The following is a 15,465-nucleotide window of genomic DNA, read 5'->3' on the forward strand; positions in this document are numbered from 1 at the left end:
CGCGGGGAGAGTCGGGGTGCGACGGGGGAGCCGGGATCGGGGGAGCGGGGAGCGGGGAGCGGGGAGCGGGGAGCGGGGAGCGGGGAGCGGGGAGCGGGGAGCGGGGAGCGGGGAGCGGGGAGCGGGGAGCGGGGAGCGGGGAGCGGGGAGCGGGGAGCGGGGAGCGGGGAGCGGGGAGCGGGGAGCGGGGAGCGGGGAGCGGGGAGCGGGGAGCGGGGAGCGGGGAGCGGGGAGCGGGGAGCGGGGAGCGGGGAGCGGGGAGCGGGGAGCGGGGAGCGGGGAGCGGGGAGCGGGGAGCGGGGAGCGGGGAGCGGGGAGCGGGGAGCGGGGAGCGGGGAGCGGGGAGCGGGGAGCGGGGAGCGGGGAGCGGGGAGCGGGGAGCGGGGAGCGGGGAGCGGGGAGCGGGGAGCGGGGAGCGGGGAGCGGGGAGCGGGGAGCGGAGAGCGGAGAGCGGAGAGCGGAGAGCGGAGAGCGGAGAGCGGAGAGCGGAGAACGGAGAGCGGAGAGCGGAGAGCGGAGAGCGGAGAGCGGAGAGCGGAGAGCGGAGAGCGGAGAGCGGAGAGCGGAGAGCGGAGAGCGGAGAGCGGAGAGCGGAGAGCGGAGAGCGGAGAGCGGAGAGCGGAGAGCGGAGAGCGGAGAGCGGAGAGCGGAGAGCGGAGAGCGGAGAGCGGAGAGCGGAGAGCGGAGAGCGGAGAGCGGAGAGCGGAGAGCGGAGGATACCGCAGGGGATTCCACAGGGGCGATAGGGTACCATTTGTGCCTAATGGGTGCCGGGAAGTGGGACAGGCGGGTGCGATTAGGCACCATTTGTGCCTAATGGGTGCCGGGAAGTGGGACAGGCGGGTGCGATTAGGCACCATTTGTGCCTAATGGGTGCCGGGGAGTGGGGCAGGCGGGGGTGATTAGGCACCATTTGTGCCTAATGGATGCAGGGGAGTGGGGCAGGCGGGGGTGATTAGGCACCATTTGTGCCGTATCGGTGCTGGGAAGTGGGGCAGGCGGGGGTGATTAGGCACCATTTGTGCCTAATGGGTGCCGGGAAGTGGGACAGGCAGGGGTGATTAGGCACCATTTGTGCCTAATGGATGCAGGGGAGTGGGGCAGGCAGGGGTGATTAGGCACCATTTGTGCCTAATGGATGCAGGGGAGTGGGGCAGGCAGGGGTGATTAGGCACCATTTGTGCCTAATGGATGCAGGGGAGTGGAGCAGGCGGGGGTGATTAGGCACCATTTGTGCCTAATGGATGCAGGGGAGTGGGGCAGGCGGGTGCGATTAGGCACCATTTGTGCCCAATGGGTGCCGGGAAGTGGGGCAGGCGGGTGCGATTAGGTACCATTTGTGCCTAATGGGTGCCGGGGAGTGGGGCAGGCGGGGGTGATTAGGCACCATTTGTGCCGTATCGGTGCTGGGCACGCTAGGTGAATGTCGACAATACGGCACCTTTGGCACCTTATGCGCCCCCGCCTCAGCACCTCGCCTCAGCACCTCCGCCTCAGCGCCCCCGCCTCAGCACCTCGCCTCAGCATCTCCGCCTCAGCACCTCCGCCTCAGCGCCTCCGCCTCAGCGCCTCCGCCTCAGCGCCCCCGCCTCAGCGCCCCCGCCTCAGCGCCCCCGCCTCAGCACCTCGCCTTACGCACCCCCGGGGGAAGCCGCCGTAAACGGTCGCGATCAGCGATTCCCTGATTCTACCAAAACGCCGCCGAGGTGTGGCCTTCTCATTCCACTCATACCAACTGGTCGGTCAAAAAATTGTGCAAGGGACTGTTCGGAGTGCCGGTTTTCGGCGTATAGTTATAGTTAGACAATTGCGTGAAAATGCGAGACGACCAGCTTGAGCGGCCAGTGCGAAACCCGCCTGTGAGGTGAGTCCTGTGAGTCTATCGTTTGAAACTTCGAAATCTCGTGCGCCGTTGGGCGGTTCGCCATCGGACAGTTCGCCATCGGACAGTTCGCCATCGAACAGTTCGCCATCGAACAGTTCGTCGTCAGGCGTTGCGCCATCCGGGAGTGCGCCGTCGGACGGTGCACCGCTCAATCACGATGCTCCGGTGGATCCGCACCGAAATGACGGGAATGCCTTCATCGACCGCCCAACGGACCGTTCAACCGACCGCCCAACAGCCCCCCTGATCGATCACCCGTTTGACGAGTCGCACATCGGCCAGACGGAACTGTTTGACAACTATCGGATGGACCTTCGGACGCCGAATGCTGCTGATTTGGACCAATTCATCGACGACGACATCGTCAAGGATTGGGCGACGTTGACGTGGAAGGACGTGGGCAAGCCGTTTCGGGTGGTGAACTATGCAGAAGGCAAGCGGCGCTGGGAAGAGCGTAACGGTGACACGTTGCCAGTGCATACGTCGTGGGAGATGTTCAATCGTTCGTTTCATGAGTTGTTCATGAAGAATGTGCCGCAGGAGCGCGCCGAGGCGAAGCGTAAATTGCTTCGGAACGTGTCGTCGCTGCATTGGAACCAGGCCGCGAAAGTGCTTGGGGAGTTGGAAGAGCTGACGATTTGGAATATGGCGCACCGGACCGAGGACGCCATTTGGGATCCGCGCGGGAAACGGGCCTTGTTCCGCGGCCTCGACGTTGACAAGCCGCGCATTCTGTTCCTTGGCGCGGCAGACGGCTACGAAGCGATGCAGCTGTACTCCATGTATCCCGGCGGAGAAGTGGTTCTGGTCGACTATGACGACTTCTGCCGAACGGACCGCTTCGGCAAATTCCCGGTGCATTATCCGTTCCTCGGGGTGAATCCGTCCACTGGCGCACCTAAAGTCTGGTATCGCGAGCAAATGAATATTTCCTTCCTCGTAGATGACATCCGCAACCTCGATTTTGGCCCTGAGTTCGACATCGTGGTCAGCGTGGGCCTGATTGAGCACTTTCCAGAGGAATACAAGCCGGAGGCCATCGACTGGCACCGTAAATTCCTCAAACCTGGCGGATACGCGATTTTGACGACGCCGCGTTTGCAATGGCGATCCCGCCTGTTTTACCACGTCCTCGCGGAGTGGATGAACTATACCTACCGTGAGCTGATGACGGTGCAGCAGATGGGACTCTACCTGTACGAAAACGGCTTTGACATCTTGCGTCACGGGACCATCAAGGCGCACAACGGGATCATCGCGAAAGTCCGTTAACGGCGCACATTCGCGCACGAGGCGGGGCGGGTCCATCCCATCCGCGAACGAGGCACACATAACGACGCACAGATGGAGGTTTATCAATGAAAGCATGGGTCGTGCATGAACTGGGAGATCCGCAGCAAGCCTTGCAATTGGATGAAGTGGAAACGCCGACGCCGGGGCCCGGCGAGGTCCTCGTTCAGGTGGAGGCTGCGGCGGCGAATTTCTTCGACATCCTGCTGTGTCAGGGAAAATATCAGGAGCGGCCGCCCCTGCCGTTTACGCCGGGGGCAGAGGTGGCGGGGGCGGTCATCGCGGTTGGCGAGGGTGCGGCTTGTTCCGTCGGTCAGCGCGTGATGGCCATGCCGAAGCTGCCGAGGGGAGGCTTTTGCGAGGTGGTGTCGGTGCCTGCGTCCGCGGTGTACCCCATCCCAGACGAACTCCCGTGGACGCAGGCGGCTGGGATGTACATTACATACCAAACGGCGTACTACGCACTGCATCATTGCGCGAAGCTGCAGCCGGGCGAAGTCCTGCTCGTTCACGCCGGCGCGGGGGGCGTTGGCTCGGCAGCGATTCAGCTGGGCAAAGCCGCGGGGGCGCGCGTCATCGCGACGGCGGGCGGGCCCGAAAAGCTCCAGGTCTGCCGCGACGTTGGTGCGGACGTGACGATTGACTACCGCACGGAAAACTTCGCGGACATCGTCAAGGAGGAGACAAGGGGCCGGGGTGCGGACGTGATTTTTGATCCGGTTGGCGGCGACGTGTTCGACCGCTCCCGCAAGTGTATCGCCTTCGGCGGCAGGCTGCTGGTTATCGGATTTGCGGGCGGGCGCATTGCGGACGCCCCCACGAACCACATCCTGCTCAAGAATTATGCGGTGGTTGGCGTGCACTGGGGCCTGTACAACAAACTCATGCCACAGGGCGTCCACGAGATTCACCAGCAGTTGATGCAACTGTACTTGGACGGGAAGGTCAAACCCCTCATTTATCAGGAGTTTCCGCTCGTCGACCTGCCGCAGGCACTGGAATTGCTGGGGACGAGGAAGACGTGGGGCAAGGTCATTTTGCGGCCGTGACAACAATCCGACCGGAGAAGGCGGGGGATGAGCATGGGTGTGTCGACGCGTGACCTCAACCGGACGCCGGCCCTGGAACCGCTGGTGTACCGCGGCGGCGAACAGCCGCTGTTCGCATATTTGCGCCAGCATGCGAAGGAGCGGCCGGACGCACCGGCGATCTATTGGTACGGGCGGGTGATTTCCTGGCGGGAGCTGGACGCGTGGAGCGACAAGCTGGCGTCGTTTCTGTACGAGCTGGGCGTGCGGCAGGGTGACCGCGTCGCGCTGTACTTGCAAAACTGTCCGCAGTACCACATCGCGCACTACGCGATTCAGAAAATCGGCGCCGTTGTCGGCCCGTGCAGTCCGATGTTCAAAGAATGGGAGCTCGCGTACGAAGTAGCCGATCTCGGCGCAAAGGTCCTCGTGTCGTCTGACTTGGGGTACCCGGTCGTCTCCGCTGTGCAAAAAGAATTGGCGCAGCATGGGCGGCCGCTGCTCGATGCGGTCATCCTGACCAGCTACAGCGACCTGCTGCCGGCGCACCCCACCCTGCCGCTGCCGGAGGACCTGCGGTTCGCACCGGCGCGATACCCGAACACGTATGACTTGCTGGGAATTCTGTCTGATTCATCCGTTCCGCCCACACCGCCGGAGCCTGCGGTCGATCTCGACGATGTGGCGCTGCTCGTGTACACGTCCGGGACAACCGGGAAGCCGAAAGGCGCCATGCTGACCTACAGGAACGCACTGTTCAAGACAGCCGCCAGTGCAGCGGCCAACGGCATCGCACCGGACGATGTGTTCCTCGCCGTGATGCCCATGTTCCACATCGCAGGCATGTTGATGGCCCTTAACATCCCCATTTACTCGGGGCGTCCGGTGGTGCTGCTGTATCGGTTCGACCCCGAAACCGTCCTCAAGGCCATTGAACAGTATCGCTGTACGTGGTGGTACAGCACCGCTCCCATGAACCAGGCCATCCTCGATTTGCCAAACCTCGCGTCGTACGACCTGCGTTCATTACGCAACAATTTGTGTACCAGTTTCGGGACACAGGTGACCGAAGCCTTGGCGGACGCATGGCGCAGGGCAACCGGCGGCTGCGCGCTGCGGGAGGCCGCGTACGGCCTCAGTGAAACGCACACGGCCGACACGTTCATGCCTGCGGACCGCGTCAAGTGGGGCACGGTGGGCCTGCCTGTGCACGATACGGAGATTCGGATTGTCGATCTCGACACAGGCGCCGAACTGCCCGCAGGGAGTGTGGGGGAAATTGTGATTCGCGGACCGGGTGTGTTCAAAGGCTACTGGCGTCGGCCCGAGGCGACCGCACAGACACTGCAGGACGGGTGGCTGCACACCGGAGACATGGGGTCACTGGACGAAGACGGCTACCTCACGTTCCACGGGCGGTTCAAGGAGATGATCAAGGTCTCCGGGTACAGCGTGTTTCCGGAAGACGTCGAGGGCATGTTGATCCGCCACCCGGCTGTGGCCCAGGCGGCCGTGGTGGGTGTGCCCGATGCGAAGAAAGGGCAGTCGGTGAAGGCGTTCGTTGTGCTCAGACCGGATGTGAAGCGCAAGCCGAGCGCAGAGACGCTGCGCCGCTGGGCGCGCGACAAAATGGCACCGTACAAGGTGCCGAAAGAGATTGTGTTTCGCGACGCGCTGCCGGCCTCCGGGACCGGCAAGGTGCTGCGTCGGCTGCTGTTGGAGGAGTGACATGAATCTGGAAGCGACCCAAGGGAATGACCGAAATATGGACAGGTCCAGCACGACTCAGTCGAGTACGACCCAGTCCAGCACGGAATCAACCATGGACGAACTGATACAGGATTTGCAGCGCCGCAAGGCCAAGGCCGCACAGATGGGCGGCGACGCGAAAGTGGCGGCGCAGCACGCGCTCGGCCGGTACACGGCGCGGGAGCGCGTTGACAAACTGGTCGATCACGGCTCGTTCCTCGAACTTGGCATCCTCAACCACTCGGATGTGCCGGGGGCAGTGGAGAAAAGCCCAGCGGACGGACTCATCGCCGGGATCGCCAAAGTCGACGGCCGCCTGGTGGTGGTGGAGGCCAGTGACAAAACGGTGTTTGCGGGGACGGAAGGGACCGTCTTCATGCGCAAGGCGGAGCAAGTGCACAATTTTGCTGTGAAGCGCGGACTGCCGATCTTTCACCTCGGCGAAGGCGGGGGGCTGCGCATCCCAGATGGCATGGGGGCCGACGGGATTTCGGAAAAAATGATGCCGATGACGCTGCTGCGCCACAACCGAGCGGTGCCGACGATGGCGGCGATTCTCGGGGACAGCTTCGGCGGACCGACCTGGACGGCGGTGACATCGGACTTTGCCGCGCAGGTCAAAGGGACCGCCATGGCGGTGGCCGGGCCGCGGATGCTGGAAATCGCGACGGGGGAAACGGTGTCTGACGAAGAACTGGGCGGCTGGAAGGTGCACGCCGAGCAGACCGGGCAAATCGACGCATTCGCGGACGACGAGAACGCGTGCATCGCTTTGATGAAACGGTTTTTCTCCTACATGCCCAGTCACGCCGGGGAGGAACCGGCCGTCCTGTCCACCGCGGACACGGGCGACTCGCCGGACCGCCGCCTGGACAACGTGGACGCCCTGGTGCCTACGCGCAAAACCCGCGCCTACGACATGCGCAGGCTGGTGCGGGCCGTGGTCGATCACGACTCCTTCTTTGAACTGAAACCGTACTTCGGTGCCGCTCTCATCACGGGGCTTGGGCGGTTAAACGGCCGCGTCGTGGGGGTGCTGGCCAACCAGCCGCTTGTGAAGGCGGGTGCCGCAGGCCCGGATGAGTGTGACAAGGCGACGGAGTTCATTTGCCTGTGTGACTCGTACCATATTCCGCTCGTGTTTCTGCACGACATTCCAGGGTTTCGCGTCGGCAGCGCGGCCGAGCACCGGAAAATCGCCACGAAAATCATGGTCTGGAACCAGGCCCTGGCGTGGTCGACCGTGCCGAAGGTGTCGGTCGTGATCCGCAAAAGCATCGGCGCTGCTTACGGCAACATGTGCGGACCGGGGATGGGGGCAGACTTTGTGGTAGCGTGGCCCACGGCAGAAATCAGCTTCACGGGCGCGGACGTGGGGGTGAACGTGGTGTACGGGCGGGAGTTGGCAAACGTCGCCGACAAGGCGGAGGCAGCCGCGATGCGGCAGCAGCTGGTGCAGCAGTGGGAGATTGACAGTTCGCCGTACAAGGCGGCGGCGAAGCATTTGCTGGATGACGTGATTGACCCGCGGGACACGCGCCGGTTTCTGTGCCGTGTGCTGGAGGCGGCGTGCACGCAGCACGGCGCGCGGAGTGAACGGCGGCTGGCGAACTGGCCGACCGGATTTTAAAGAACAGACCAGAACAAGGGGAAAGGATGTCGGTTGTGGCGGAACTCGTGCGAGACGGGGATGAGCTTGTCCTCAAGCTGACGACGGTGGAGAAAATGGAGGGCGTACACGGTGACATTCGAGTTCCACTGGCGTCTGTGCAGGAGGTCACGGTGCTCAACGATGTGATTCATGAGGTGCACGGACTGAAACTGCCCGGGAGCCGCCTGCCGGGGGTGTTCGCCATGGGGACGTTCGTCTCCCCGAACGAGACGATTTTTGCGATTGTCCATCACCAGCACAAACGCGGCTTGCGAGTCCGACTGCGCGGCGCATCGTACGACGCGCTGGTCGTCGGCCTGGACAACCCGGAAGAAGTCGCCCAGTCCCTGGGATTCCTGTGACGATGGGCAGGGGGAGTGGTAAAGGCATGAGCAGTGGCCGGACGTGGGTCGGGCGTTGGCCAGACGGTGGCCACACTTACAAGGTGACGTCGACCTGCGGCCGCGTCCGATCGGGCCGCCTGGCGCCCACCCAGCCGGCGATGTACCAGGCGTAGGTCGGGAGGTACTGGATCAGCAGTTCCTGGTCGATCTCGTCGTACACCCAATGGCTGGCGACGGCCAGCCACAAGGCAGCCATTTCACCGCCCCCGATGGCAAAGGGCAGCAAGGACACCAGGTACCACGGGTGGAACAAGGGCGACGCGAGCAAAAACGTCAGGCCCAGCAGGCTGGCCTTGCGCTCCAGGGGAAGATGGCGGGCCTTGGTGAGGAGGGCGAGCGCCCAGGCGCCGCACACCCCGAGAAACACAAAATCGGTGGCATGATGAAGGAACCACGGACCAATCCAGTTGGTCAGGACAATCGAGATGCTGCCGTCGTACGGGATGGCACCGACGTCGTGAAAATAGGCGATGAGTCCACGGCCTGCGCCCAGAAACGGGAGGCAGAGGACCGTCCATGTCACGAAGAACGCGGCGAGGGACTTGGCCACGTCGCGCTTTCGCCGGATGTCCCACAGCGCCGCGAACAGGACGACCGGGTACAGTTTGATCGCGGCGGCCATCGCGATCGCAAATCCCATTCGGCCGGGCTTGTGCTGCAGCGTCCACAGCCAGGCGAGCAGCATCCACGGAATCGCAAGCGCATCCACGTGCCCGCCGCCGTACGTTTCCACAAGCAGCGGCGGGAACAAGGCAAACAGGGCGAACTGATGGACGACACGCCTGTCTGTGGCAAACGCCGCCGGTTGACGCGCGCGCAGCACGCGGTAGAACAGCGCCGCGCTGACGATCCCGTTGAGAATCAGCACGAGTTTGTAGGCGCGTACGGTGCCGTTGGTGACCAGCGCGATGGCGCCGAAGTACAGCTGGGCCAGCGGCGGATAGGCTTCCGGCCATTGCTTCCAGTTCATACTGCCCCAGTAGCGCCAGTGCTGCAGGGCCGCCAGGTGAGGATCGGCCGGGACGTAGGCATACGGATTGATTCCGTGTGTCATCAGTCGGCCGTCCCACAAGTAGCGGAGCACGTCCATCGACAGGGCGATGGGCTGCAGGGCCAGCCACACGGCCACACACAGCCCGATGCCGGCGGGCAGCGCGAATTGCACCCAGCGGCACCGAAACGCGGTGACGAGCCGCGACAACAAAAACGCCAGGGCGCACGCGAGACCCCATGGAAGCGCGTCTGTGAGGGCGGCCGCCGACCGGTCCAGGTGCAGACTGGAGCCGATGCGGAGGCTTTCGTCAGCGTGGAAGCCGTACGTGACACAAGCAATGTAGAGGGCTGCGCAGACGCAAAACAGGGTTTGTTGCAGCCGCGGGTTGTGTGGCCGCGGGTTGTGTGGCCGCGGGTCGTGTGGCCGCGGGTCGTGTAGCCGCGCGGGGCGCCGTTTCATCCGCAATCCATCGCCACCTGTCCAAGTTGATTGATTCGGGCTAAGGCTTAAGCTGGGGTTAAGGCGCCCTTTCTACCCTATGGGTGGTCCGGCCGTGCCGGCCCTGCTGACTTAGGGAGCCTTTCATGCCTTAGGCCGGCGTTTGCCGGTGAGGGAGACGTCGCCTAAGGCGCCTTTCCTTCCTTATCGGTGGTCCGGCTGTGCCGGCCCTTGCGACTTAGGGAGCCTTTCCTGCCTTAGGCCGGCGTTTGCCGGTGAGGGAGGCGTCGCCTAAGGTACCTTTCCTTCCTTATCGGTGGTCCGGCTGTGCCGGGCCTGCCGACTTAGGGAGCCTTTCCTGCCTTAGGCCGGCGTTTGCCGGTGAGGGAGACGTCGCCTAAGGTACCTTTCCTTCCTTATCGGTGGTCCGGCTGTGCCGGGCCTGCCGACTTAGGGAGCCTTTCCCGCCTTAGGCTGCTGCCAGCCCCCAGCCCCCAGCCCCCAGCCGCCAACCCCAACCGCCAGCACCCTTCCTCATCGCACGATGGTCTGTTTGCGGTCCGGCCCCACGGAGACGTAGCGAATGGGCACGCCGACCAGCGCCTCCACGCGCTCGACAAACTTGCGGGCGGCCGGAGGCAGGTCTTCCATGGTACGGCAGTCTGCCAAATCTTCGGTCCAGCCGGGCAAGGTTTCGTACACGGGCTGCACCTGCTCCATCTCGTGCGCCAGCCGCGGCAGGTCGTAGGTCTGGCCGTCCAGCTTGTAGTGAGTGCAGATTTTGACCTCTGGCAGTCCCGACAGCACATCCAGTTTCATCAGCGCGAGTTCGGTGTAGCCGTTGATCCACGCGCCGTATTTCAGGGTCGGAATGTCCAGCCAGCCGCACGACCGCGTCCGGCCGGTGGTGACGCCGAACTCCTGGCCCTTTTCCTGCAAGTAGGCGCCGACCTCATCGTCGAGCCCCGTGGGAAACGGTCCGGCGCCAACGGCCGTCGTGTACGCCTTCGTGATGCCGGTGATTCGGTCGATCACGGTCGGCGGCAGCCCCGCCCCCGCCGAGATGCCGCCCGAGATGGGGGACGACGAGGTGACGTAGGGGTAGACGCCCCAATCGAGATCGCGCATGATGCCCAGCTGGCCCTCCAGCAGCACATCCTTGTTCGACTGAACGGCTTCCTGGACAATTGGAATGGTGTCGGTGATGTACGGCGCCAGCACCTCGCGCGCCTTCATGAGCTCGGCGAACACGTTTTCAAAGGACGTCGCGAACGCTGCGAGTCCCGGCAGGCGCGTCAGTTTTGCATCGTACGCCGCGCGCAGGCGCTGGCGGAACCGCTCCACGTCGAGCAGTTCGCCCATCTGCAGGCCGTAGCGCCCAGCCTTGTCCTGGTAGGCCGGGCCGACACCCTGCAAGGTTGTGCCCACTTTGCGGGCGCGCGCCTGTTCCTCGAACTGATCCTGCCAAATGTGGTACGGGAGAACGATGTGCGCCCGTTCGGAAATGACCAGGCCGTCCGTCGCGATGCCGGCCTGCCGCAGCTCATTGAGCTCCTTCACCAGCCGCATCGGGTGGATCACGACGCCCGCCCCCAGCACACACACGGTCGACGGATTGAAGATGCCCGAAGGCACCAGATGCAGCCCGAATTTGCCATGCTCATTCACAATCGTGTGACCTGCGTTGCTGCCGCCCTGGTAGCGAATCACCATGTCGGCCCGCACCGCAAAATAATCCACCATTTTCCCCTTGCCTTCATCCCCAAATTGCGCACCAACCACCGCGTGAACCATGATTCAATCCCCTTTGAGCAATATCGTCTGAAGCGCATTCTCGAAGCGTATCGTCGGCCATCGTCACGGTCAACCGCTCGTGCCAGTCAACGGACACGGGCGGGATCAAACAAAATTAGTGTATTCCGCGGCTATTTATGTGTAAAATTGATTTGTTGCATACAAATCATGCGTGATTTACATGAACGGTAGGTGGCAGGCGACGGGGCTACCACCGGCTTGCGGGAGTTCAGGGCACGAAAGGCTCCCTAAGTCGGAAAGTCCGGCCGAGCCGGACCACCCATAGGGAAGGAAAGGTTCCTAAAGCGGCGGGGCCCTCACCGGCTTGCGGCGGCCTAAGGCACGAAAGACTCCCTAAGTCGGAAAGTCCGGCCGAGCCGGACCACCGATAGGGAAGGAAGGGTTCCTAAAGCGGCGGGGCCTTCACCGGCTTGCGGCGGCCTAAGGCACGAAAGGCTCCCTAAGTCGGAAAGTCCGACCGAGCCGGACCACCATAGGGAAGGAAAGGTTCCTAAAGCGGCGGGGCCCTCACCGGCTTGCGGCGGCCTAAGGCACGAAAGGCGCCTTAAGTCGGAAGGTCCGGCCCTTCCGGCCCTTCCGGCCGCTCGCCCGCCTGCACTCCCTCCCGAAAGGAGGCACACCCACGTGAATCCGCTCTATCGAACGTTTGTGCAGATTGTCGAGAGCGAAACGCTCAGCCGCGCGGCCGACCTGTTACATCTCACCCAGCCGACCGTGACGCGCCAGGTGCAGCAACTCGAGCGCGACTTGGGGGTCGTGCTGTTTGACCGCATCGGCCGGCGCCTGGTCCTCAACCGTGCGGGCGAACGCGTCTACCGGACGGCCCGCCAGATTCTGGCGCTGGAGCAGAAGCTGGCGGACGAGCTGAATGAATTTGCCGATCCCGACGTTGGCACCGTCTACATTGGCGCCGGCATTACGCCGTCCATCTACCTGCTGCCGCCGATTTTGGCGGACTATCGCAAGCGCCATCCGCGCGTGCAGTTCCAGGTGCGGACGGGTTCGTCCAGGGTGGTGCTGGAGATGCTCCTCCGGCGCGAAATCGATCTCGGCGTCGTCACCACGGTCGAGCCCCGGCCCGACATCGTTGCCACGCCGCTGATTCTTGACGAGCTGCTGGTCGTCACGAAGCCGCTGCACCCGCTGACGGAGCAGATGCCGTGTCGTTTCACCGACATCGCGCAGTACCCGTGGGTCCTGATGCGCCCAGAGTCCGGCTTGCGTCGGATTGTGACCCGGATGGCCGACGAGCACAACGTCAAACTGCCCATCGCGATGGAAACCGACAGCCTGGAGAGCATCAATCGGCTGGTCCAGCACGGCGTGGGGGTGTCGGTGGTGCCGCGATCGTCAGTGCAGGACGATATTTTGGCGGGGCGGTTGGTGGAGATCACGGTCGAGGACACGCAACTGGGCGCCAGAACCATCACACTCATCACGCGGTCGGACAGTGTGCTGCCCGCCAGCGCGTCGCGGTTCGTCGAGGTCCTGCCCGCGTCCTGTCGCGCGCTGGGCGCGGTCGGCGCGCCGCAGTCCCTTGACCCATCGCCATCCGTCGGCGCGCCGCAGTCCGTTGACCCATCGGCACCCGTCGACGTGCTACAATCAAGAGGACACCCTGAGCGTGCCAGAACTCAGGATTTATGACCGGGAGGACCCACTCGTGAAACATCTCTCTGTAACCCTTGATGACGTTCGAGCTGCCGCAGAACGAATTTCTACCTATATATATGAAACGCCGTTGCTGTATTCCGCCGGGTGGTCGGAGCGGGCCGGGGTACCTGTGTATTTCAAGTGCGAGAACTTGCAGCGCACCGGGTCGTTCAAGCTGCGAGGCGCGACAAACAAGATTCGAGCCTTGGTGGATGGGCGTGAGGGGGTGCCAGGTGTCATCACCGCATCTTCCGGTAATCATGGCCAGGCGGTGGCTTATGCCGCGCAACAGGCTGGACTGCCCTGTGTTGTGGTGGTCCCTGAAACCGTGATTGCCGTGAAGGAAAATGCGATTCTCCGCGATGGCGCCGAGGTCATTCGGTGCGGTACGACGTCACGGGAACGCATTGAATTGGCAGAGCGGTTGGCGAAGGAACGAGGCTTTGTGTTCGTGCCGCCGTACGACGACCCTTGGATTGTCGCCGGGCAGGGGACTGTCGGGCTGGAAATCGTGCGGGCTTGTCCGGATGTGGGGACGGTCATCGTGCCCATTGGCGGGGGCGGTCTGACGGCTGGCACAGCGCTCACCGTGAAGTCGAGTTTGGCATCCCGGGCGGGATCGGGCGCGGCATCCAGCATGACATCTGCCGCCTCACCGATCGCGGCATCCAGCATGACATCGAACGAACCCTCCAGCGCCCGGCGCAGCGTCGCCGTTTATGCTGCGGAACCCGCACTGGCCAATGACACGTGGCAGTCGATGCGGGCGGGGCGGATTGTCGAGATCGGGCCGTCGCACACCATCGCAGACGGCCTGCGCAGCAGTCATCCGGGCACCTTTACGTTTCCGTTTGTCCAGGCGTATGTCGACGACGTTCTCTTGGTGGAGGAGGCGGACATCGAGGGTGCGCTCATCGACCTGTTAGAAAATGCGAAGCTGCTCGTCGAGCCGTCCGGCTGCGCGAGCGTCGCCGCGTTGGCACGCATCATCGCGCATCCAGGTCCGGACTGGGAGGCTCTGAAGGAACGGGGCCCGGTCGTTTGTGTCCTGAGCGGCGGTAACGCGGACTTGGGGCTGGTCGCGGAAGTGGTGACCCGTCGGCGGCCGTCCGAGGCATGAGCATGCGTGTCAGAACCTGTCAGGCTGCGGATGGAAAACGGTTCGAACGCCAGACACACTGGAAGGGCGTCGGGCCGTCCACCAGGGCGGCCGTGTTTTGGCTGCTCTTGGTCAATGTGGTCTTGCGCGGCGCTTGGCTGTGCTGGATGCATCCTCCGCAGTTGTACGACTTCGCCTGGTATTACCAGCGTGCGGTTTCGCTGCTGCAGGGCAAAGGGTACGTGTGGAACGGCCATCCGACGGCGTATTGGCCGATAGGGTATCCGTACTTTCTGTCCCTGGTCTTTCATCTCACCGGGCCGCATGTGATGGCTGGACTCATCGCCAACGCCGTGCTCAGTATCGGCATCGTGCTCTTGGTCTACGCCATCGCGCGGGTGACACTCGCTGCGACCGCATGGCCCGCGCGTGCTGCCGCGTTTGCCGCCGCGCTCGGTTATTCCCTGCTGCCGAGTCATATTGAGTGGAATGCGGTGCTCGGGTCGGAGGAACTGGCAACGTTTTTGCTGGTGCTCGCTCTGTGGGTCTACCTTGTCCGGCCCAAGGCCTGGTGGCCGGTGCTTGCGGCGGGGCTGTGCCTCGGCCTGTCCTGTGACGTCCGGCCGATTCCGCTGTTCTTTCCCGTCTGCATCGTGTGCTATGAACGGTGGTCGGTGCGCAGGTCCTGGGGCGCGGCGTTGGCGCGCGCGGGCGGGTTCGCCGTCATGATGCTCCTCGCCGTGAGCCCCGTGACCGTGCGTAACCTGCTTGTGCTGCACCATTTCATCCTCGTGTCCACCAACGGCGGCGTGAACCTGTGGCAAGGCACGCATGCGGACGGGTACTATTTTTGGTCGTCCAACCCGCACGTGAACCCGCTCCTGGCTGCGCACGGAAACGAAATCCAGCAGAACGCCATCGCGACCCACGCGGCGGTGCAATTCATCCTGCACCATCCCCTGCGGACGCTCATCCACGGGTTTGCGAAAATCTACTTCCTGTATTGGGTGGACTGGAACGATATCGGGGTGACGTTCGGCGCGATGCCAAACCTCTCCGCGGTGATGGGACACATCGCAGGCTGGTTCAACACGGTGGTGTACTGGGCGTTCATGGCGATCTCGCTGACAGGCCTGTGGGCGTGGCTGCGCCGGATGAGGGCGCGGCTGGCGCTGCCCGTCTGGTACATCGCCTACTACACAGCCGTGTTTTTGTTCTTCCCTGCCTGGGACCGATTTCGGTTTCCGCTGATGCCTCTCTTCGCCATCTTGCTCGGCATGGGCTGGGTTTGGCTGTTCTGCCGGCAGCGGGCAGAGGATGATGCAGCCAGGCCAGTGGATGATGCGGCCGCCATCCAAACCGAATGAATCCGCACGAACCGTAAAAGCGCTTACATTCATGCATCAGGACGCATCAAGACAGCCTCACCATGGCGCTGCCGCACGGGACGTTCGCGCAG

10 protein-coding genes are annotated in these 15,465 nt (G+C 63.5%); 8 read left to right on the forward strand and 2 right to left on the reverse strand.

All coding sequences use genetic code 11. The annotated features are described in order from the left end of the window. The first annotated feature begins 2,050 nt into the window (after window positions 1-2,050). The 5 genes from JI721_RS11400 (at window position 2,051) to JI721_RS11420 (ending at window position 7,965) form a co-directional block, all read left to right on the forward strand. Window positions 2,051-3,157: a class I SAM-dependent methyltransferase gene (locus JI721_RS11400; RefSeq protein WP_274455006.1), complete on the forward strand. Its 1,107-nt coding sequence runs from the start codon at window positions 2,051-2,053 to the stop codon at window positions 3,155-3,157. Window positions 3,158-3,243: 86 nt separating this feature from the next. Continuing rightward, window positions 3,244-4,224: an NADPH:quinone oxidoreductase family protein gene (locus JI721_RS11405; RefSeq protein WP_274455007.1), complete on the forward strand. Its 981-nt coding sequence runs from the start codon at window positions 3,244-3,246 to the stop codon at window positions 4,222-4,224. A 27-nt stretch (window positions 4,225-4,251) separates the two neighbouring features. Then, the gene (locus JI721_RS11410) at window positions 4,252-5,931 is read left to right on the forward strand and encodes an AMP-binding protein (RefSeq protein ID WP_274455008.1); all 1,680 of its coding nucleotides are present in this window, start codon (window positions 4,252-4,254) and stop codon (window positions 5,929-5,931) included. A 94-nt stretch (window positions 5,932-6,025) separates the two neighbouring features. After that, on the forward strand, window positions 6,026-7,582 hold the full coding sequence (locus tag JI721_RS11415; protein WP_274457823.1) for an acyl-CoA carboxylase subunit beta: 1,557 nt from the start codon (window positions 6,026-6,028) through the stop codon (window positions 7,580-7,582). 35 nt (window positions 7,583-7,617) lie between these two features. Then, a complete protein-coding gene (locus JI721_RS11420) occupies window positions 7,618-7,965 on the forward strand; it encodes a hypothetical protein (protein WP_274455009.1) in 348 nt (115 codons plus the stop codon). A 76-nt stretch (window positions 7,966-8,041) separates the two neighbouring features. Here the strand turns inward: JI721_RS11420 and JI721_RS11425 are convergent, their stop codons facing one another. Together JI721_RS11425 and JI721_RS11430 are read right to left on the reverse strand one after the other, a co-directional pair. Continuing rightward, window positions 8,042-9,460, reverse strand: a complete 1,419-nt coding sequence (locus tag JI721_RS11425) for a glycosyltransferase family 87 protein (protein WP_274457825.1) — start codon at window positions 9,458-9,460, stop codon at window positions 8,042-8,044. A 513-nt stretch (window positions 9,461-9,973) separates the two neighbouring features. Then, window positions 9,974-11,233 carry an adenylosuccinate synthase gene (locus JI721_RS11430; protein ID WP_274455010.1) on the reverse strand — a complete coding sequence of 420 codons (1,260 nt, stop codon included), beginning with the start codon at window positions 11,231-11,233 and terminating at the stop codon, window positions 9,974-9,976. 645 nt (window positions 11,234-11,878) lie between these two features. Here JI721_RS11430 and JI721_RS11435 point away from each other — a divergent pair. Genes JI721_RS11435 through JI721_RS11445 form a run of 3 tightly spaced genes read left to right on the forward strand, consistent with a single transcriptional unit; the run spans window position 11,879 to window position 15,373 of the window. After that, a complete protein-coding gene (locus JI721_RS11435) occupies window positions 11,879-12,901 on the forward strand; it encodes a LysR family transcriptional regulator (RefSeq protein WP_274455011.1) in 1,023 nt (340 codons plus the stop codon). Window positions 12,902-12,917: 16 nt separating this feature from the next. After that, on the forward strand, window positions 12,918-14,027 hold the full coding sequence (locus tag JI721_RS11440) for a threonine ammonia-lyase (RefSeq protein WP_274455012.1): 1,110 nt from the start codon (window positions 12,918-12,920) through the stop codon (window positions 14,025-14,027). 2 nt (window positions 14,028-14,029) lie between these two features. Next, window positions 14,030-15,373, forward strand: a complete 1,344-nt coding sequence (locus JI721_RS11445) for a glycosyltransferase 87 family protein (protein WP_274455013.1) — start codon at window positions 14,030-14,032, stop codon at window positions 15,371-15,373. Window positions 15,374-15,465: the final 92 nt, after the last annotated feature.

This window comes from Alicyclobacillus cycloheptanicus (genome assembly GCF_028751525.1).
Taxonomy (GTDB): domain Bacteria; phylum Bacillota; class Bacilli; order Alicyclobacillales; family Alicyclobacillaceae; genus Alicyclobacillus_L; species Alicyclobacillus_L cycloheptanicus.